The sequence below is a fragment of the Sorangium sp. So ce204 genome, from assembly GCF_051526795.1.
GTDB lineage: Bacteria > Myxococcota_A > Polyangia > Polyangiales > Polyangiaceae > Sorangium > Sorangium cellulosum_B.
The window spans coordinates 11708041-11727771 of record NZ_CP150317.1 but is presented as its reverse complement, the minus strand read 5'-3'; the positions used below and the strand labels follow the sequence as shown (position 1 = coordinate 11727771).

The 19731-nt window shown below is 70.3% G+C and carries 15 protein-coding genes; 3 read left to right on the top strand and 12 right to left on the bottom strand.

The window, feature by feature from the left end; translation table 11 throughout:
* Nucleotides 1–14: 14 nt before the first annotated feature.
* From WMF22_RS44295 to WMF22_RS44265, 7 genes are all read right to left on the bottom strand, one after another.
* Nucleotides 15–1547 carry a carbamoyltransferase C-terminal domain-containing protein gene (locus tag WMF22_RS44295; protein WP_438033629.1) on the bottom strand — a complete coding sequence of 511 codons (1533 nt, stop codon included), beginning with the start codon at nucleotides 1545–1547 and terminating at the stop codon, nucleotides 15–17.
* Entirely contained in the window at nucleotides 1544–2956 is a 1413-nt protein-coding gene (locus WMF22_RS44290; protein WP_438033628.1) for an MBL fold metallo-hydrolase, read from the bottom strand. Before WMF22_RS44290 ends, WMF22_RS44295 begins: the two co-directional genes overlap by 4 nt.
* A complete protein-coding gene (locus WMF22_RS44285; RefSeq protein ID WP_438033627.1) occupies nucleotides 2953–5220 on the bottom strand; it encodes an ABC transporter ATP-binding protein in 2268 nt (755 codons plus the stop codon). The genes WMF22_RS44290 and WMF22_RS44285 overlap by 4 nt, the downstream gene beginning before the upstream one ends.
* Nucleotides 5221–5500: 280 nt before the next feature.
* Nucleotides 5501–5629, bottom strand: coding sequence for a hypothetical protein (locus tag WMF22_RS44280; RefSeq protein ID WP_437295925.1), 129 nt, complete (start codon nucleotides 5627–5629; stop codon nucleotides 5501–5503).
* 165 nt (nucleotides 5630–5794) lie between these two features.
* A complete protein-coding gene (locus WMF22_RS44275; protein WP_438033626.1) occupies nucleotides 5795–7585 on the bottom strand; it encodes an NAD(P)/FAD-dependent oxidoreductase in 1791 nt (596 codons plus the stop codon).
* Nucleotides 7586–7633: 48 nt separating this feature from the next.
* On the bottom strand, nucleotides 7634–8761 hold the full coding sequence (locus WMF22_RS44270) for a pyridoxal phosphate-dependent aminotransferase (RefSeq protein WP_437295923.1): 1128 nt from the start codon (nucleotides 8759–8761) through the stop codon (nucleotides 7634–7636).
* Nucleotides 8762–9010: 249 nt separating this feature from the next.
* The gene (locus WMF22_RS44265; protein ID WP_438033625.1) at nucleotides 9011–9817 is read right to left on the bottom strand and encodes an SDR family oxidoreductase; all 807 of its coding nucleotides are present in this window, start codon (nucleotides 9815–9817) and stop codon (nucleotides 9011–9013) included.
* 287 nt (nucleotides 9818–10104) lie between these two features.
* Here WMF22_RS44265 and WMF22_RS44260 point away from each other — a divergent pair, with 287 nt between their 5' ends.
* Nucleotides 10105–10554 (top strand): hypothetical protein, encoded by a 450-nt coding sequence (locus WMF22_RS44260; protein ID WP_437295921.1) that lies wholly within the window; start codon nucleotides 10105–10107, stop codon nucleotides 10552–10554.
* 186 nt (nucleotides 10555–10740) lie between these two features.
* Here the strand turns inward: WMF22_RS44260 and WMF22_RS44255 are convergent, their stop codons facing one another.
* A complete protein-coding gene (locus tag WMF22_RS44255) occupies nucleotides 10741–11466 on the bottom strand; it encodes a hypothetical protein (protein WP_438033624.1) in 726 nt (241 codons plus the stop codon).
* A gap of 358 nt (nucleotides 11467–11824) precedes the next feature.
* Here WMF22_RS44255 and WMF22_RS44250 point away from each other — a divergent pair, with 358 nt between their 5' ends.
* Nucleotides 11825–12031, top strand: coding sequence for a hypothetical protein (locus WMF22_RS44250; RefSeq protein ID WP_437295919.1), 207 nt, complete (start codon nucleotides 11825–11827; stop codon nucleotides 12029–12031).
* A gap of 67 nt (nucleotides 12032–12098) precedes the next feature.
* Nucleotides 12099–13514, top strand: a complete 1416-nt coding sequence (locus WMF22_RS44245; RefSeq protein ID WP_437295918.1) for a sugar porter family MFS transporter — start codon at nucleotides 12099–12101, stop codon at nucleotides 13512–13514.
* Nucleotides 13515–13573: 59 nt separating this feature from the next.
* Here the strand turns inward: WMF22_RS44245 and WMF22_RS44240 are convergent, their stop codons facing one another.
* From WMF22_RS44240 to WMF22_RS44225, 4 genes are all read right to left on the bottom strand, one after another.
* The gene (locus WMF22_RS44240; RefSeq protein ID WP_437295917.1) at nucleotides 13574–14413 is read right to left on the bottom strand and encodes an SDR family NAD(P)-dependent oxidoreductase; all 840 of its coding nucleotides are present in this window, start codon (nucleotides 14411–14413) and stop codon (nucleotides 13574–13576) included.
* A 214-nt stretch (nucleotides 14414–14627) separates the two neighbouring features.
* Nucleotides 14628–17168, bottom strand: a complete 2541-nt coding sequence (locus WMF22_RS44235; RefSeq protein ID WP_438033623.1) for a PAS domain S-box protein — start codon at nucleotides 17166–17168, stop codon at nucleotides 14628–14630.
* Between the two features lie 88 nt (nucleotides 17169–17256).
* Complete coding sequence (feoB, locus tag WMF22_RS44230) at nucleotides 17257–19224, bottom strand: ferrous iron transporter B (protein WP_438033622.1); 1968 nt, start codon at nucleotides 19222–19224, stop codon at nucleotides 17257–17259.
* The gene (locus WMF22_RS44225; RefSeq protein ID WP_438033621.1) at nucleotides 19221–19571 is read right to left on the bottom strand and encodes a FeoA family protein; all 351 of its coding nucleotides are present in this window, start codon (nucleotides 19569–19571) and stop codon (nucleotides 19221–19223) included. Before WMF22_RS44225 ends, feoB begins: the two co-directional genes overlap by 4 nt.
* Between the last annotated feature and the right edge of the window lie 160 nt (nucleotides 19572–19731).

Sequence of the window (19731 nt, the reverse complement as noted above, 5' to 3'; positions counted from 1 at the left end):
GAGCCCCCGCTCCGTCAATCGACCTTGGACAGCGCGTCGTTTCCCATGAATATCGCGTCGATGTCGACCGCGGCGAAGAGATCGCGGCACTGCGCCTCCGATGAGAAGATCGGGCTGCCGCCGCCGTTGAGCGATGTGTTGAGGAGCATCGGCAGGCCGGTTCGGCGGTGGAACGCCTCCAGCAGCGCGCGGTAGTGCGCCGGCGCATCAGCGCCGACCGTCTGGATCCGGCTCGTCCCGTCCTTGTGGACGACGGACGGGATCTCGGCTCTACGATCGGCGCGCACCGCCACCGAGCGCAGCATGTAGCGGCTCTCGCCCTCCAGCTCGAACCAGTCGGACGTGTGCTCGAGCAGAACGCTGGCGCCGTACGGCCGCCACGGCTCCCGGTGCTTCACGCGCGCGTTGAGGTGATCCTTCCCGTCGTGAAGCCGGGGGTCCATCAAGATCGAGCGCGCGCCGAGCGCGCGCGGCCCGACCTCGCCGCGCCCCTGAAACCATCCGATGATGTGACCGCGGGCCAGCAGCTCGGCGGCACGCTCGATGGTCGCGGCGGTCGGCGCCGACGCGGCCTCGTCGTCTTGCCAGTAAGGGAACCCGTCGGTCGAAAAGCGCGGCAACCCGAGCTGGATGCGGAGGAGCTCCAGACATCCCAGCGACAGCCCTCCGTCGTACGAGTGCGGCGGTACGCGGATGTGCGGGAAGCGACGGAACAGCTCCTCATTGATCACCACGTTCTGCGCGCAGCCGCCCGCATAGGCGATCTCCATGTCTCGCCGCGCGAACCGCGAGAAGTGGTCGACCGTGTGCAGCGCCATGAGGTGATGAACGGTCGTGAGCCAGTCTCGGAAGCTCGGGTTGTCGAACGAGAAGAAACCAGGCGTCTCCGCGGGGGGCCGGCCGCGCCAGGGGATGACGTCGACGGCGTCATACCAGCGCTCGCCTAGCCCGTCGAGGCCGACGGAGGCGACGAAGTCGTGGTCGATCTCGCCGTACGCCTGTGCGCCCATCACCTTTCCGGCGAGGTCGTTCTCATTGCCCGGAGTCGCGCGGAGCTCCATCAGCTCTCCGATCCTCTCGAGCAATCGACCGAAGGATCGCGTCGGGTTCTGGTGCACGAGCTCGGGCCTGAGCGACCCCGGACGGGCGATCACGGTCTTGCGCGCCTCGTGGTCGCCGCGCCCGTCGATGGCGAACCCGAGCTCGACCTGCGCGGTGTCGACCACGGGCCAGCTGCTCAGCACGTGGGCGTAGTGATGATCGACGCAGAAGGTCCGCGCGTCGCCGAACGCAGGCACCGGGAGGACCTCCTTCCAGAACTGCCCGAGCTCGCACGAGCCGAGCTGGTTGCGGTTCCCGTCGGAGAAGGCGATGGCGTCCACCGCCGGGATGCCCCAGCGCGCGCACGTCTCGCGCACGAACGAGAGCGCCGCCTGGTGATGCTTGATGCCGGTGATTCGCTCCGATTTCGCGTAGCGCAGCTCCCCGTCCGCCCAGAGGGACAGGTTGCTGTCGTGGAGCCCGACGTAGATGCCGAGGAGTCTCATGAGTCACCTTTCGAAGCGGCGCGAGGCGGCGGGGAGGGATGGAATCGGAGAGGGCACGCGCCCCGTCCGGAGGAGAGCGGGCGAGCGCTCGACCAGCGGGCCAACTCCAGCGCCAGGACGGCCTCCCGGAGCTCGCTGGACGGGAATCGAACGCGCAGCGGATCGGCCGTCGGTTCGTCGCTGGGCATCAAGGAGAAGCGCCGATAGAAGCCACCCATGATGGCGTAATCCCATGTGCGGGTCCGGGAGATGAGCCCTCGCAGGGCCGATGCGGTGATGAGCGAGCACATCGTCGCGTGGGGGCTCGTTCCTCGCGCGACGCGCGGCCGCCCCGGGGTGAAATCGACGAGCCAGCTCAGGCGCTCCTCGGGGAACACCACGTCGATTTGCTGCAGCTCCCGCCGCTCGCGATGCGGGCGCCACAAGGTCGGATCGGCCGACTCCAGAAAGCGCGGGAGATCGACCCCGAGCTCCTGCTCCACCGCGCGCCGGAGCTCGGCGGCGGGGAGCGCGTCGGGGTTCGGATCGACGAGGCGGCCGTCGAAGTCGACGGGTACGAAGCGGAGCTCGCCCCCGGCGGGCGCGAGCGACGCCACGAAGGGCGAGTGGCCGCGGAGCACGCGCGTCGACCCGGAAGAGATCTCGATGACGTCGCCGGGATCCATCGGGTGCGCCGCCACCGTGCCCGATTGAAAGCTGCGCTCGACATCGGCGCAAAACCGCTCGCGCGAGACGGGGAAGACGACGCGATTCAACCACGCGGACGCGCCGCGATAGCGAAAGCCGTTCGACCCCGGGACGACCGCGCGCGGCGCGATCCGCGCGATGTGGGCGAGCAGCTCGGCGTAGGGCCGGCTCGGGAAGTCGATGGGCGTGTTCCACTGGAAGCTGACCTCGTGCATGGGCTGCCATGCCGCGAAGAGCACGTCGATCCACGGCACGGCGGACCTCACGGCATCGATCGTGGGCGCGTCCAGGTTCGTATCGACCACGTTCCAGCAGGTGCCGGTGGGATCGTTCACGACGAGCCCGAACTCCTCGAGGGGTGCTCGGGAGGCCGTCGTGAGGAGCCGCGTCGACCCTGCCGAGAACGAGGTGAGCGGCGCGAGCGTGACCACATCGGAGAAGCCGAGCGCGCTCACCGCCTGCTGGACGAGCGGATCGCGCGGGATGACGACGGTCACGTCGCGCGGCAGATGCGACAGGCTACGCACGTCGAGGTGATCGAGGTGGCGATGCGAGATGACGAGGAGGTCGAACGGCGGTACCCGCTCGTGCGCGACCTCCCGGGGCGGGTGGACGTCGAACAAGCCTTCTTGATGAGGGTCCCAGAGCACTGGGTCCATCAGGATGCGACAATCTTCGGTCTCGATGAAGATCGAGGCGTGGCCGATGAGCGTGATCTTCATGTGTCCAGGCCCTCGGGCGGCGCGCCGCCGGCATCGGCTTTCCGCATCTGGAGCGCCCAGTAGGTCGCGTAGCGGCCGCGGGAGGCGAGCAGCTCCTCGTGGGATCCCGACTCGACGATGCGACCGCTCTCCATCACATGGATGGCGTCGGCGTGGCGAACGGCGGACAGACGGTGCGCGATCATCACGACGCTGCTCCCTTCGAGCGTCGCGGTCAGCGAGCGGAGCAGCTCGGCCTCGGTCACCGCGTCGAGCGCCGCGGTGACCTCATCGAGGATGACGATGGGCTTGCGATCGAGGAGCGCTCGCGCGATACCGATGCGCTGGCGCTGTCCGCCGGAGAGCTTCTGACCCTGCTCACCGACGTGCGTGTCGTATCCCTCGGGGAGCGCGGAGATGAACTCGTGTGCCCCCGCGGCGCGCGCCGCGCGGACGACGGCGTCCATCCCCGCGCCGCGCCTCCCGAAGACGATGTTCTCCCCGATGGTCCCGTTGAAGAGGAAGATCTCCTGTCCGACGTACGCGATGCAGCGACGCACATCACCGCGCCTCAGCGCGCTGACGTCTTGCTCGTCGAGGAGAATGCGGCCCGCGCCGGGCTCGTAGAAGCGGAGCAAGAGCTTGGCGATCGTGCTCTTTCCGGCGCCGGTCGTGCCGACGAAGGCGGCCGTCCGACCGGCCGGAATGGTCACCGAGACGTCCTGGAGGATGGGCACGTCGGCCCGGTACGCGAAGCGCACCGACTCGAAGCGGATCGCCCCGCGCACCTCGTCGGCGGCCAGCGGGCGCCCAGCGTCGCGATCCTCGCGTGGCGCATCGAACGCCTCGAAGACCCGGTTGACCGACGCGAGCGTCGACAGAATATGCGGGAAGTCGCGCGCGACGCTGAGCATCGGGAGGGCGAGCGAGGTGCTGAGAATGACCAGCGTGACGTAGGTGCCTGGGCTGATCTGCCCTCTCGAGGCGTGGAAACCCGCTGCGACCGCGGTGACCATCCGGAGCCCGTTGGCGGCCGCGAGCACGGCCGGGTTGTACGAGGTCAGGAGGCGGACCGCTTCGTCTTGCTCGTCGCGGAGCCGCGCGCTCGCCTCCTCGACCCACTTGCGCGCCGAGCGCTCCGCCGCGAAGGCGCGGATCGTCGAGATGCCGTCGACGTTCCCTGCGAGCACGCCGCTGAGGACGCCGACCTGCCGCCGCAGCTCGGCGAACTTCGGCCGGATGCGCCGCTCCAGCGTCTGGGCGAACCAGAGCAGCCCCGGCATCGGGACGCTGGCGAGGCCGACGAAGCCAGGATTGATGAGGAAGAAGCCGACCGTGCTGCAGCTCGCGTAGGCGATCTCGTTCCACACGGCCCACGTCGAAGAGAAGAGCAGCTCGATGCGGTTGATGTCCTCGCTCAGGAGCGTCAGGTGGTTGCCGCGGCTCGCGTCGGCGAGCTGGTCCATCTCGAGGCTCTGGACGTGCTCGTAAAGGGTCAACCGCAGATCGTGGATGACGCGGTGGGCCGCGCGCATCCAGAGGAGCTTCGAGTAGTACTCTGCGACCGAGCAGCCGGCGATCAGCGCCACGGAGGCAGCCCCCAGCTTCAGCAGATTGGGCGGCCGGGACCGAACCGGACGACCGAAGAGCATCACGCGGTCGCGGGCGATCATCGAGTCGGTGAGCGTGCCGACGAGCGCGACATAACTGACCTGCATCGCCCGCGCGGCGACGGTCAGCGCCATCGACGCCTGGAGCGTCCGGTGGTGCGGCCGCGAGAGCGCGAGGAGCTCGCGGAGCGCATGATCGCGCTCCTTGCGCGTGGTCTCGGCGGTGTCGTCGCCCTTGTTGCGCGCCGCCGCGGCGACGGTCCCGACGAACGTCCCGAGGCCCGCGAGGACGGCGGTACGCGGGAAGATCCGGGCCGCGGCCTTGGTCGCATAGGCGGTCGCCGCGATGCCTGCGCCGATCAGGACAGTGCTGAGCGAGCCGGCCGGCGAGGATCGCGCGTTGGACCCGGCATCCTGCGACGGCGCCCCATCGGCGCTCGCGCGCAGCGCCGCCTCGATCTGCTCGCGCGCCTCCTCGGCGGAGAACCTGCCCGGGTATTTCACGCGGACGCGCCCTGTCCAGGCGCTCGCGTGCGCGTGGGTCAGCGGCGGACATCGGCGCAGCGAGGACTCGATGCGCCGCGCGAGGTCGGAGTTTCGCCACAGCCCAGGAACATCCCAGGTGCTCTCTCCAGGCCTCACGAAGTACGCCTTGACCGCATGGACCTTCGACAATCAAACGCTCCGTTCGAGTCTGGAGGATCTGCGCGAGAACGAATGCCTGCGAGGGCGACGCGCGCGCGCGGCGTCGGCGACGCGGGAGAGACCCCAGGTGCGCCGAGGCCCGCGAGCCTCGCCCACACCTCGGACCTCCATGACGATTCGCTGGCCGACGCGGAGGGTCGACGTTGCCGGAGCGTCGCGTTCGCCGTAGCCGATCGAGCGACGACCGAGCGCGCGCCTCGCCGACACGGCTACGGCGCCGCTGCGGTCGTGGTGACCGGCCTCGTCGCCGTCAATCGTCGCTCGTCGACTTCACCGCCGGCTTGGCAGCGTCGGTCCTCCGTTCCTCGTCGAGATCCCGCTTCGCGTCCTCGACCTTCTCGACGATCGAGCGGAACGCCTTCTTCGCCGCTTTCTTCACGTGACGCCTCGATGCCAGCGCCGTCAGACCACCTGCGATGAAAACAACCAAAGGTCCCATGTCATCTGCTCCTCTGCGTTGGGCTCGACGTCGGGGTGCCGTACATGACGTTCCCCGGCGTCGAGTGTTGATCTCCTAGCGGCGCGTCCGCGGCGTCGCAGCGCCTCACGCGTTCGCGCCCGCCTCGACGCCGTGTTGCGCCGGCGTCGCCACGATCTCCATCATCCCGGCGACGAGCAGCTGATCGACCAGCAGGAGCTCGCTCGGCGAGAGCTCTGCCTTGAGATCACCGTAGCGGCGCGGCTGGCGAAGGCGATCCACGAGCTGCGTCGCGGATCGAGCGCCCAGGATCCGGACGTCGTCGTCGTTCCCTTCGAGGGAAAACCGCACGCAAGGGCTGGGCGCGCCGAACCGGGGGGCGACCTCGTGCGCGTGCTCGTCGGGCGCATCCCAGTAGGGGCCGTGCGCGAACGCCCTCGGTCGCGGATCCTGGCGATCACCGGCGACCTCTACGAATGGATGCTCGAGCGTGATGCTCCGGCGCGCGACGACGCGGTGGTCGAGGCGGACGACGGTCTCGTCGGTCGGCCTCATGCGCTCCACCACCGCCATGGTCTGCCGCCACGCGCCGCTCTCGCGCAGCGCCTCGACGTCGTTGGTGCCTTTGCTGATGACCTGCAGCAGGTCGTCGTCGAGCGTGCCATTGACGAGGTGGTGGAAGGTGGCGCTGCGGAACTCGAACGTCGGCCGCGCCCCGCGCTCGCGCCAGTAAACGCTGTTCGGGTGTGCGTGCGCGATCTCGTTATACCACTGGTCGATCGCCAGCGCGAAGCCCTGCCCCTGCTTCCGGAGCATCTGATCGTAATCGCGCCAGAGATCCGCCCGCGTCGCGTCGTCGAAGGAGGCGTCGAAGGCGGCCTTCACGAGCACCGCCGCGGCGGCCGCGTGGTGCATGGCGAAGTGGACACCCGACGAGAAGAGCGGATCGACGAAGAACGCCGCGTCGCCGATCCGGATCTCCCGGTGAGACCAGCTGCACATCCAGGAGCTGATGCGTGAATAGTTCGTCGCTGTGCGGAAGTCGTCCGAGATGAGCTCGGCCTCCTGCACGAGCTCGCCCAGGAACGGCACGCGCCGCGCGGTCTCCATGAAGACGGAAGAGGACTTGTAATCGCGTTTGTCCTTCAGCGCGCGCGGGTCGGTCACCAGGCCGAGCGAATGGACGACCTCCCGCTTGCCGTTCACCGTCATCGGGATCGGGATGTACCAGAACCAGCCGTCCTCGAAGGCGAAGCTGCCGATCGGCGAGACATTGGGCTCCCGGAAGATGTTCCACTCGCCCGGCAGAGTCTGTGCGAGCCGCCCACCCCGGATGTAGTTCCAGATCGCGATGTTACGGTACGTGGACAAGAACTCGCGTGGTCCGGTGATGGAGCTTATGCTGTACCGACCCGAGGCGTTGACGAGCAGCCGGCACCGCGTCGTGCCCTTCGCGCCGAGGTCGATCTCGGTATAACCGTCGTGACGCTTCAGCGCCTCGACCGGGGCTTCTTCGAATACAGCGACGCCGCACGCCTTCGCGTGCTGCAGGACGACGTCGTCGAACTCCGCGCGATTGACGTGGAACGCCCAGCGGCGGTGGCCGTCTTGCTCGAAGGCCTTGTGCTCGAAGAAGGTCGCCCAGGGCCGAACCGCATCCCACGAGTAATATCCGCCCGCCTTCCTGACCCAGCAATCGCTCGCGAGGACGCGCTGCAAGGCGCCGCTCTCCTGGAGGGCCGAGATGACCGAAGGCACGAGAGACTCACCGATGTGTTCACGCGGGAAACGGTCGGCTTCGAAGATCGCTATCGAGAGCGAGGTCTCGCGCTTCAGGCGCGCGGCGAGCGTGGCGCCAGCAGGGCCCCCGCCGATGATCGCGACATCATAGATCTCATCGATGTACGAGTTGTTCAACGGTCTGGCTCCTCGTGCTGCCATCGAGTCGTGCTCAATGAGGTACGGTCACACTTCTCGGGGATTGAAGCGCCGGTCGGCGACGGGCGCCAGCGCGCGAGGAAAGGCGTCGAGCAGCCGATCGTTCTCGCTCGGCTCGCCGATCGTGATCCGGACGTGCCCGCGGAGCCGTCCGCTGTGGTCGTCGAGGTTGCAGACGGCGATGCTCTGCTTCGCGAGCTCCGCCACGAACGCGGTGGCGTCGCAGGGCAAACGGACCAAGAGGAAGCTCGCATCGGTCGGGTAAGGCGTCACGCCGGGCAGCGCCCGCAGCGCTTCAGCCACGCGATGCCGCTCGCGGATCAGCTGATGCACGCCCGCCGCCAGCGTCGGTGCGAGATCGGAGAGCGCCAGCCGGGCCGCCTCCTGCGAGAGCGCGCTCACGTTGAACGGAAGCCGCGCCTTGTCGACCTCGCGCCGCAGCTCGGGGTGCAGTCGAATCCAGCCCACGCGGACACCAGCGAGCCCGATCTTCGACAGGCTGCCGAGGACGGCGACGTTGGGATAACGCTCGCACCAACCCGTCAAGCTATGGCCGGCGAACGGGCCATAGACCTCGTCGATCACGTGGAGCGCGCCCGGATCGCTCTCGATGACGGCGCGCAGCCGCTCCTCCGTGAAGCAGTTGCCCGTCGGATTGTTCGGCCTCGAGTAGAAGACCAGGCTCGGTCGGTACCGTTCGAGCGCCTCGAGCATCGGCTGCGTGTCCAGGTCCCACGCTTCGTCGAGGGGAACGTCGATCGTCTCCACGCCGAAGGCGGACGTGATCGTGCGGTACATGAAGAAGGTCGGCGCGGGGCAAACCACGCAGGGCGGGCTGGGCGGCCTGCGTGGTCGCGTCAGCGCCTTTGCGAGGAGCTCGACAGCCTGATCCGATCCTGCCGTCAGGATCAGCTCGTCTGCGGTGCAGCCGAGTCGCGCCGCGAGGGCCTCGCGGACGGCGCTGGATTGCGGATCGGGGTAGCGCCGGAGCGCGAGCCCTGCGAGCTGCTCTGCGAGGTGGCGGCGCGCATCGCTGGTGAGCGGCACAGGACCTTCATTGAGATCCAGCCGCACCGTGGCACCGCTCGCGGGCAACGAGATGGCCCGGAGGCGAGCGATCCTCTCGTGCAGCAGATGCAGCGGCGGCTTGAGCATTCACCCCCCGTCCACGAGCGCGTCCCGCAGGGCGGAGCGCTCATCGCTACGTGCGGACGGCACTCTAGCCGCTGTGCTCATGTCATGGAAGCGGAATCGGCGCCGACCGGTGAGCCGCGGCCGCGCACCCCGATGGGGTGCTCACCTCGCCGCCCACGCCGCGCCTCTCGTGAACGATTGTCATGCTCCGTTGAGCTGGCGGATGTAGCGTGAAAATCGAGCCGGCGTGCGGCGTGCGCGCCGCGCGCCTCAGCTCCTCTTGACGGCGAAGCCGGCGAACGCCTGCATCACGGGCATCAGCTCCAGCCGGTTCACGTTGACGTGCTCGGGGAGCATCGCGCACCACACGACGGACTCGGCAATGTCCTCGGCCGAGAGCGGCTTCACGCCGCGGTACACGGCGGCGGCCTTCTCCTGGTCTCCCTTGAAGCGCACCACCGAGAACTCCGTCTCCGCCATGCCGGGCTCGATGTCCGTGACGCGCACCCGGCTGCCGAGGATGTCGGAGCGCAGGTTCAGCGAGAACTGCGCGACGAACGCCTTGCACGCGCCGTAGACGTTGCTCCCGGGGTACGGCGTCTCCGCGGCGACCGAGCCGATGTTGATGATGTGCCCGCGGTCGCGCGCCACCATGCCGGGCAGCAGCGCCCGGGTGCAGTAAAGCAAGCCTTTGACGTTGGTGTCGATCATCTCCTCCCAGTCGTCCAGGTTCGCCTGGTGCGCCGGCGACAGCCCGAGCGCGCCGCCTGCGTTGTTGACAAGCACGGTCACCTCGGAGAACTCGGGCGGGAGCTCGGCGATGGCCTTGTCGACCGCGCCGCGGTCGCGGACGTCCAGCCGGATCAGGTGGATCGCCGGCGCGCGCGCGCCAGCCGGGCCGGCGATGCGGCTGTCCGAGAGCTCCGCCGCGAGCGCCTCCAGGCGCTCGTAGCGGCGGGCAGCGAGGACGAGGCGCGCGCCCAGGCCGGCGAAGCGTCGGGCGATGGCGGCGCCGAAGCCGGAGGAGGCACCGGTGATGAAGACGATGGGAGGCTGAGCAGTCGTTGTGGCACTCATTGCGATGTCCTGGGCGGAGCTATATCAGCTGTGCGCGCGCCGAGCGACCTCCGGCGCCCTCGGGCCGCGCGTCCGGGCCGCCGGACATCCCCCTGGAACACCGCGGCGGCGCGGTCGTGGATGCGCTCGTCTCTCCGCCATCCGCCGATGCACATCCCACCTCGGCACGACGCTTGCTCAAATTACCACGTTGCGGCCGAGAGGCTGTGGCACCGGCCAGCCCGGACGCGACGCCCGACGGGGACAGCGGGGCCGCCGTGAAGCAGAGAGGCGATCGAGGTGGCGATATGAAGCACGTTGACATGGGACGACGGATCGGCGGCCGGCTGGGGCTCACGCTCGGTCTTCTCGCGAGCATGGCGCTCGCGGGCTGCGGCGGCCCGAGCGAGCAAACCATCAAGGGCACGCGGCTCGCGCCCGGCGCCGATGCGCACATCACCGCCGACATCGACTCCGACGCCGCGACCACACGGCTGCTGGTGAACGTCGTTCACCTCTCGCCGCCCGAGCGGATCGAGGCCGGCAGCACGCACTTCGTCGTCTGGCAGCGCCCGAGCTCCGCGTCCCCGTGGCGACGGGTCGGAGTGCTCGACTACAACGCTGAAAACCGGAGAGGCAAGCTGGCCGGGATGACCGTGCCGCACGCCGACTTCGAGCTGCTCATCACCGTCGAGAAGGAGAGCAGCCCTCGATCCCCATCGTCTGCCGCCGTCATCGGGCCGACATCGGTCGGGTAGCCAGCAGCCCCAGCCCCCAGCCTCGACGGCCTTCTACATCAAGCCTGCGCGCGCCTCCAGCGACAGCCAGCGACCCGATGCGAAGCACATCCATGTCGAGGCCAGGTCGATCCAGAAGCGCGCGGGGCCATGACACGCGCATGGAGAGGGAGAGGCCGCTCGCGGCCTCCTCTGCGAGGCCCGGGCTCAGCGCCGGAGCGCCGCCGCCGCGCGGCCCGAGACGGCCGATCCGCTCGTGACGATCGCCAACCCCAGCGCGAGCAGGGAGACGAGCGTGAGCACCAGGGGATGGATGCCGACCAGCGCCAGGATGCCGAGCACGACCGTTCCGGCGCCGACGAGCGACTGCAAGCCGGCGGCGGCCATCGCCGCCTGACGAGCGACGTGGGCGAGGTGCTGGTGCGCGCCGCGCACGTCGAGCGCGCCGAGGTCCGCGGTCGTACCGCCGCTGAGCAGCAGCGCGCCGCCAAAGACGATCACCGCGACCGACGTCAGCGCCCCGGGGGCGAGCCCGAGGAGCGCGAGGATGCCGAGCACGATGCCCGCCGCGCCGCCGACGAGCTCCGCGCCCATGCCGCCGCCGAGCTCGGCGCGCGTGTCCCACTCGACGGGCGCCGTGGTGCGCGTCAAGGCGCCGAAGCGCGAGGCGATCGCGCCCCCGTGCGCGATCAGCGCGGCGCCGAAGACGATCGTGGCGATCGAGGTGAGCTCTCCCGGCATGAACCCCGTCAGCCCGAGGATCGCGAGGACGATCGTCCCCGCGCCGCACACCACCTCGGCGAGCGAGCCGCCGAGCACGATCCGCGGCGCCTCCCGCTCCTCCTCCGCCCTGCGCCGCGCGCCCGATATCGGCGCGATCGGGCTCTCCTGCTGTGTAAACCGTTCACGTTCCTCGGGTCCTGGCATCTGCATGATTCCCCCATCCTGAGGCGTGGCCTCGCCGCGGCTACACGCCTCTGGCTTGCATGTTCTGCGCCCCGCAGCAGGTCGTCGAGGCGATCCGGGTCCACGGGCTCATCGGTCTCTCGCCGCATGTCGAACGGGCCGGAGCGCTGCTCGATCGCCGCGGCCGATGACAGCGAGGCGTCGCGTCACCATGTTCCCTCGCGGTCCTCGGGCAGCGCAGACCTCATGCGCTGTCGAAAGGAGCAGCGGCGAACGCCAGGCGAGCGAGCAGGCGAGTGGCGCCGGCCGCCGGCCCGAACAGCCGCGCGGGAGCACCCGTGAACGAACGCTCGTCCGAGGTACATGGCCAGCGTCAGGAGGAGATATGAGCATGCTGCATCTCGAGCTCAGCGAGCGCGAAGCGGATGACACAAGGACGGCCCTCTCGACCCGGCTCGTGGGGATGCGAGACGAGCTGGTCCACACCGACGATCGAGCGTACCGGGCGGACCTGAAGGCGACGATCGAGCGGCTCGAGGTGGTGCTCGGCCGCCTCGAAGCGATCGTGGCGGCGCCGGCGGCGGCGCCGTAGCTGGTCATGCCCGTGCTCATCGACGCGCCGGGGCGGCCGGCGGCACGGTTCGTGGTTCACCGGGGGCATGGCAGAGCCCGCGGCGCGGCAGGGGGATGAACGCGGCGAGGAGCCCCTCTCGACGGTACGGATCGCCCTGATCGCGTCCGTCGCCGCGCTGGGCGGCTTCCTGTTCGGGTTCGACACCGCCGTGATCAACGGCGCCGTCGGGGCGCTGGAGAGGGCATTCACAGCGCACCCGGGGACCGTGGGCCTGTCCGTGTCCTCGGCGCTGCTCGGCGCGGCTGCCGGCGCGGTGCTCGCGGGCAGGCTGGCCGACCGTTACGGCCGGACGCGGACGATGATCGCGACCTCCTTGCTGTTCGTCGTCAGCGCGGCGGGCTCGGGGGCGGCGATCTCGCCCTGGGACTTCAGCGCGTGGCGGGTGCTCGGCGGCGTGGCCATCGGCGCGGCCAGCGTCGTCGCTCCCGCCTACATCGCGGAGATCGCGCCGGCCCACCTGCGCGGCCGCCTCGGATCGCTCCAGCAGCTCGCGATCGTGCTCGGCATCTTCGCCGCCCTGCTCGGCGATTACGCCATCGCGACGTCCGCGGGCTCGGCGACGAGCCCGTTCTGGCTCGGGGCACAGGCCTGGCGATGGATGTTCTGGAGCGCCATCCCACCCGCGCTCCTCTACGGGCTCGGCGCGCTGCTGATCCCGGAGTCTCCGCGCCACCTCGTGGCGAGGGGGCGTGTGGACGAGGCGCTCGCCGTGCTCCGTGGCCTCCTCGGCGCGTCAGCAAAGGCGAAGCTCGTCGAGATCCAGAGGACGCTCTCGTCCGAGCGCCGGCCCAGGCTCGCGGATCTGCGCGGGCGCGCTGGGCTGCTCCGCATCGTCTGGATCGGCATCGGCCTCTCGGCGTTCCAGCAGCTCGTGGGCATCAACGTCATCTTCTATTACTCGAGCGTCCTCTGGCAGGCGGTCGGGTTCTCGGAGCGAAGCTCGCTCGCCATCACGGTCATCACCGGCGTCACGAACATCGTGACAACGCTCGTCGCCATCGCGACCGTCGACCGCGTCGGGCGCCGGCCGCTGCTCATCGCGGGATCCATCGGCATGACGCTGACGCTCGGCGCCATGGCGGCCGTGTTCGGCGCCGCGGGCGAGGACGCCGCGGGCAACCCCGTCCTGACTGGCGCCGCCGGCCCCGCCGCGCTGCTCGCCGCCAACCTGTATGTCTTCTGCTTCGGGGCGTCCTGGGGGCCGGTGACCTGGGTGCTGCTCGGCGAGATGTTCGAGAACCGCATCCGCGCCCTCGCCCTCTCGATCGCAGCCGCCGCGCAATGGCTGGCGAACTTCCTCGTGAGCGCGACCTTCCCCGCGCTCAAGGCGGCCGGCCTGGGCATCGCCTACGGGCTCTACACCGCCGCCGCGGCGGCCTCGCTGGTGTTCGTCGTCGCCTTCATCCCCGAGACGAAGGGCAAGGAGCTCGAGGAGATGTGATGTGCGCCCGCCCGGCGAGAGGAGATGTGCGTCAGCGAGGCGCGGCTGTCTCGAGGACCTCAGAGGGCGGCGAACTCCCGCTCGTGGATGGATCGCACCTTCTCCAGCACCCTCGGGCCATGCTCCCGGAACGGGAGATCCATCGCGCGGTCCTTCTTCAAATAGACGCCTGAGAGGTCCCGGTTCGCGCCGAACGCCGCCTCGTAAAGCCGAGAAGCCCCCTGGCTCGGGGGCGGGAACAGGAACCTCATCAGCGGCTCCACGTAAAACGGCAGCCCCGACCGCTTTCCCTTCCTCAGCGTGTTGTTGGGCCCAGGATCCACGCTCCGGATCTTGATCCCATCCCCCGCGAGCAGCGGCGCCACCTCACGCGTCCAGAGGGAGAGCGCGAGCTTGGACGTCGCGTACGGTCCGAAGAGCTGCTTGAACGACGCCGGGCGCTCCAGGGCGTCCGGGTCGAAGCGCCTCGTCATCTCGAACGCATTGGAGGACGTGTTCACGACCGTCTTCAAATCCCCCTTCCGCAGCAGCCCTCTCAGCTCCATCGCGATGACGTACGGCACCACGGTCTGGAGCTCGAAGTGCAGCTCACGGCCTTGCCTGGAGAAGGTCAGCTCCGGGGCGCTGCCGCCAGCGTTGTTGAACAGCACGTCGATCTTCTCTTCGCTCGTGGTGATCGCGCCGAGCACCCGCCTGAGGCCCTCGAAATCGGACAGATCCGCCATGTGGACACGGAGCCTCCGGCGCTCGATGCCCTCCCGGATCAGCGCATCGTCCTCGGGGAACCCCGAGCGGTTCAGCGCGATGACCTGAAAGCCCTCCGACAGCAGACGACGCGTGAGCTCGAGCCCAATACCGTGGTTTGCGCCCGTGATGAGCGCGACCCTGTCGTGTTCCATGGTGTTCCTCCGCTCGAGGCGACGGCGATGGATGGACTCCGTACCTGGGAAGGCGCGCTCCTCCGCCCGAGGTCGCTCCCATCGACGGGGAGCCGCGACAGGGAAAGAATGTGCGCCTCGGTGGCATTTGTCAAGGAGGGGCACCAGGCTGCCGCGGTCTCTCCTGACGCCTGTCTCGAGCGGCGCGGCAGCGCGTCAGGTCCGCGCTTCGCCGCTACGGCAGCGGCAGCGTGAACTGGAAGGTCGTCTTCCCGGGCGCGCTCTCCGCCCAGATCCGCCCCCCGTGGGCCTCGACGAGCCCCCGCACGATGTAGAGCCCGAGGCCCAGCCCGGTGGCGCCTCCTGCCTTCGCCTCGCGCGTCCGGTAATAGCGGGTGAAGAGCCTCGGCACATCGTCCGGCCCGATGCCCTTCCCCTCGTTCTCGACCGCCACGGACACCTCGCCGCTCCGCCGTTCCACCGCGATCCTGATCGGCGTCTCGGGCGCGCCGTACTTGGCCGCGTTGGACAGCAGGTTGGTGAGCACCTGCTCCAGGCGCCCCGGATCGGCCAGCAGCGGCGGGACCCCGTCCTGCACCTCGACGTCGACCCGGTGTCCCCTCGTCGCGTCGGCCGTCCGCTCCACCGTCGCGCGGATGAGCGCTGGCAGATCGATCTCGACCTGCCTGAGATCCAGCCGATGCGACTCGAGGCGGGAGACGTCGAGCAGATCGTCGATCATCCGGTTGAGCTGCATCGCGCTGGCCCGGATGTGCTGCGCTCTGTCGCTGGACTGCGGCTCCGTCGCGAGCCGGGAGGCCTTGAGGAGGATCGTGGTGATCGGCTGACGCAGATCATGAGCGATGATGCTGGTCCACTCCTCGCGCATGCGCGCGAGCTCCTTCAACGCGCTGATGTCCTCGCCGGCGACGATGGCGCCCGTGATCTTCCCCGCGCCGTCGTGGATCGGCGCGGCGGCGATGAGGAAGGTTCCGAACGAGCCGTCCTCCTTGGCCACGAGGAGCTCTTCGCCGAGGATCGTCTCGCCGCGCATCGCCCGGCTCGACGGCAGCTCGTCCAGCAGGAGGGCGGTGCCGTCCGGGCGCCGCACGCGACCGACGCACTGCTCCCGCTCCTCCGCGCCCCCGGTGAGATCTCGCCCGTGCGGGTTGGCGATCAGCCGCTCCGCGCCGCTCCGATCGACGAGCAGGAGCGGGATGGGCGCGCTGTCGAAGACGGTTCGCAGCGTCCTCCGCTCGGCGTCCAGCTGCGCGAGCAGGCGCTCCCGCTCCTCCTCGGCCTGCTTGCGCGCCGTCACGTCCTCCACCTGGGCGATGTAGTGGAGGGGCTCGCCCTTCTCGTCGCGCACGACGGACGTATGGAGCACGACGTGGATGGTCGTGCCGTTCTTGTGGATGTATCGCTTGGCGAGCTGATAGCGCGGGATCTCACCGCTGCGCAGCCGCTCGACCAGGCCCACGTCGGTGTCCACGTCGTCGGGGTGGGTGATGTCCTGGAAGCGGAGCTGCGAGAGCTCGTCGGCCGAGTAGCCCACGATCTCGCAGTAGACGTGGTTGACGCGGATGAACCCCCCGCCGAGCCCGACGATGGCCATGCCGATGGGCGCGTTCTCGAAGGTGAGCCGGAAGTCCTCCTCGCTCTCGCGGAGCGACTGCTCCACCTGCCTGCGCTCGGTGATGTCGCGCCCCTCGGGGATGAGCATCACGACCCTGCCACGGTCGTCGGTGATGGGCTTGATGGAGAAATCGATGAAGCGCCGCCCTGTCGCGCCGTTCACGTAGATCTCGTCTCGCACGAGCCGGCCCGCCGCGGCCTCGGCGACGGCGGCGCGGACGTGCTCCCTGTGCTCGGGGCTCCACCCCGACAGCTCCCAGAACGGACGGCCGATCGTCTCTGCCTCCGTGGCCCTGCAGAACTCGAGAGCGGCGCGGTTGTTCTCCAGGACGATGCCCTCCGGCGAGAGCAGGCCGATGAACTGGAGCGCCCCGTCGAAGATCGCCCGAAAGCGCTCCTCTCTCTCCCGGAGCGCCCTCTCCAGGTGACTCGCGCGTCGGAGCTCCTGGGCCATGCGGTCCGAGGTCCGTGCGCCCCCCCGGCGCGCGAGGGCGCTGTCCAGGCCGATCGCGAAGAGCGCGGCGAGCGCGCCGAGATCGACGTCGGCGCAAGGGTAAGGGCGGGGCAGGCAAAACGAGAGGACGCCAAGGCAGCGATCGCGGACGCAGAGGGGCATCGAGACCGCGCTCTGTGCGCCGGTCCGCGCGCAGAGATCTCGCGTCATGGACGGATCCGGATCGAGCGAGCGCGCATCGCTCATCACCTGAACCCGACCCGAGCTCGCCGCCCATTCATCGAGCAGCGGCGCGCCCCGCGCCACCCGCGCGAGGCAGAGGCAAATGTCGGCGGGCACGTGGCGGTGGGAATGGAGCCCGAGCTCGCCGGTGTCCTCGGAGGTCAGGAGCAGGTAGGCAGCGCGAGCGCCGAGCTCCATCGCCTGGTCCAGCAGGAGCGCAGCGAGCTCGTCGAGATCGGCCACGCGCGCGATGCGGGGCGCCGCGCGCGCCATGAGCTCGCCCGGCGCCGGGTAAACCTCGCGGCGAGCGCATGGGGTGAGAGAGGCCGTGCAGGCGACCTCCTCGTCGCGGCCGATCGACGCCTCGATCTCTTCTGCCGATACCGTGGCCCCCACCGGAATCGACCGATTGTTGCACGAGAGCGGCGCCGCCTGAAGGGGCGACGCGGTCAGGTCCCTCGGCATGGCTTCCTCGGATGCCGATCTGTTCCTGCTCGCCAGGGAGAGGAGCGCCGGCGCCGCGTCCGGCGCGCGCTCCCTGAGCGGCGCCGCCTCACGGCATCCCGAGCAGCCCGCTCCCCTGGTAGACGACGAGCGCCGCGACGTACGCCGCCGCGTAGGTGTAGGCGAGGACGAACGCGGGCCAGCGCCACGACTTCGTCTCGCGCCGGATCGCCGCCACGGTGCTCATGCACTGGCACGCCAGGACGAAGAACGCGAGCAGCGCGAGCCCGGTGCGCGACGAGTACGCGAGCGCCCCGTCCGGGCGCCTCGCCTCGCGGATCTGCTCGGCGAGCGGCGCGGGCTCGTCGTCGGCGTCCTCGACGCCGAAGATGACCCCCATCGTCCCGACCATGACCTCGCGCGCGCCGAACGAGCCGATGAGGCCGACGTTGATGCGCCAGTCGAACCCGAGCGGCGCGGTCACCGGCTCGAGCGCGCGCCCCACGCTGCCGGCGATGCTCGCCTCGAGCGACGTCGCCTCGAGCGACGCCGCCGCGCTCTCGGCCGCGGCGGCCGGGGGCTGCTCGGGCGCGGCGCCCGGCATGGGGACCTTCAGGAGCACCCACAGCACGGCCGAGACGGCCAGGATCACGGTCCCGACGTCGCGCGTGAACCGCCACGCCGCCTGGCCCGCCTTGCGGACCACGAGCCGCGGCTCGGGGCTGCGGTACGCCGGCATCTCGAGCACCATCGGGAGCGAGCGCCCGCGGGTCGCCGTGCGCCGCAGCACGAGCGAGGCGACGAGCCCGGAGAAGATGCCGGCGACGTAGAGCGCGACGAAGAGCAGCGCCTGCACCCAGGCGCCGTGGGCCGCGAAGAAGGTCGTCAGGAGGAGCGCGTAGGTCGGGATCCGCGCCGAGCAGGCCATGAGCGGCAGGACGAGGATCGCCGTGAGCCGCTCGCGCGGGTCGCGCAGGATGCGCGTGGCGTGCACGGCGGGCACCGCGCACGCGTGCCCCATCAGCAGCGGGAGGAACGCCCGGCCGCTGAGCCCCATCAGCTGGAGCAGGCGGTCGACGAGGAAGGCGCCGCGCGCGAGGTACCCGCTCGCCTCGAGCAGCTCCATGGCGATCGTGAGGATCACGATCTGCGGCATGAAGGCGAGCACCGTCCCCGCCCCGCCGAGCAGGCCGTCGACGACGAACGAGGCGGCGAGCCCCCCGCCGAGGGCGCGGGACACGAGGCTGCCGAGCTCGCCGATCGCCGCGTCGAGCGCCTCGGTGACCGGGGTGGCCACGAGGAACACGGCGGCGAAGAGGAGCGCCATGAGCCCGAGGAACAGCACCGGGCCGGCCGCCGGGTGGAGCAGCACGGCGTCGGCGCGCGCGGTGAACGTCCTCCGCCGCTCCGCGGCGGCGTCGTGGCGCGGCGGCTCGACGTACGCGGCGCGCGCCACCTCATCCGGATCCCACGCCGCGGCGCCGGGGGGCTTCACGGCGCCCGACGCGATCGCGTCGAGCCGCGCGGCCGCCGCGTTGAGCACCACGCCCCGCGCGGCCGGGTCCCTCGCGCTCACGAGCAGCACGGGCAGGCCGATGGCGCGCTCGAGGGCGCCGAGGTCGAGCCCGCGCCCCTCGCCCTCGAGCACGTCGCGCTGCGTGGCGACGACGAGCGGGGCGAGCCCGCGCCGCACGAGCTCACGCGTGAGCCGCAGGCCGAGCGCGAGCTGCGTGGCGTCCACCACCTGGACGACGAGGCGCGGCCGCTCGCCCTCGCCGGTGCGGTCGAGGAAGCGGCGCGCGACGCCCTCGTCCGTCGCCGGATCGACGACGGCCTCGATCGAGTAAAGCCCAGGGAGATCCGCGACCGTCGCCACGGCCCCGCCCGCGAGGCGGACGTCGGCCGTGAGGATGTCGACCGTGATCCCCGGGAAGTTGCCGACGTGCGCGCTGCCGCCGGTCAGCCGGTTGAACAGCGACGATTTGCCCGAGTTCGGCCGCCCGAGCAGCGCGATGAGCGGCCGCCCTGTCGACGCCGGGAGGCGCTCCGTGCCTGCATGGCAGTGCGAGGCGGTCATCCGACCCGCCGCTGCGAGGGCAGGGGCGCCACCAGGATCGAGCGCGCGAGCGTCGCGTTGATCGCGAGCTCCCCGCCCGACCCGGTGCGCACGTGGAGCGGCCCGCCGAACGCCGCGCGCCGGATCGACGTGAGCGTCTGGCCGGGGCCGAGCCCCATCGCCCCGAGCCACCCGGCGAGCTCGGCGTCGAGGCCGACCTCGACAACGATCACGCGCTCACCGGCGCGCACCTCCGAGAGCGGACCCGCGGGAGCTGCGGCGCCGGCGTCGTGCGCCGGGGCATCGCGGCCGGTCGAGTCCACGTCGGAGAAGGTCACGTCAAGTTGGGGAGGAACGCTGGAAACCATGGGCCCCGTCAGATTTTGAAAATCAATTTCAAATCTGATACCATTGTGAACGGTCTCGACCGGGATGTCGAGCGTCTCTCGACCAGCTGCCGTGGAGGCTGGCCGCTCTGGCGTGGCTGCGACGCCTGTTCTCCTGTTCCTGCCCGGGTGGCCAACCCTT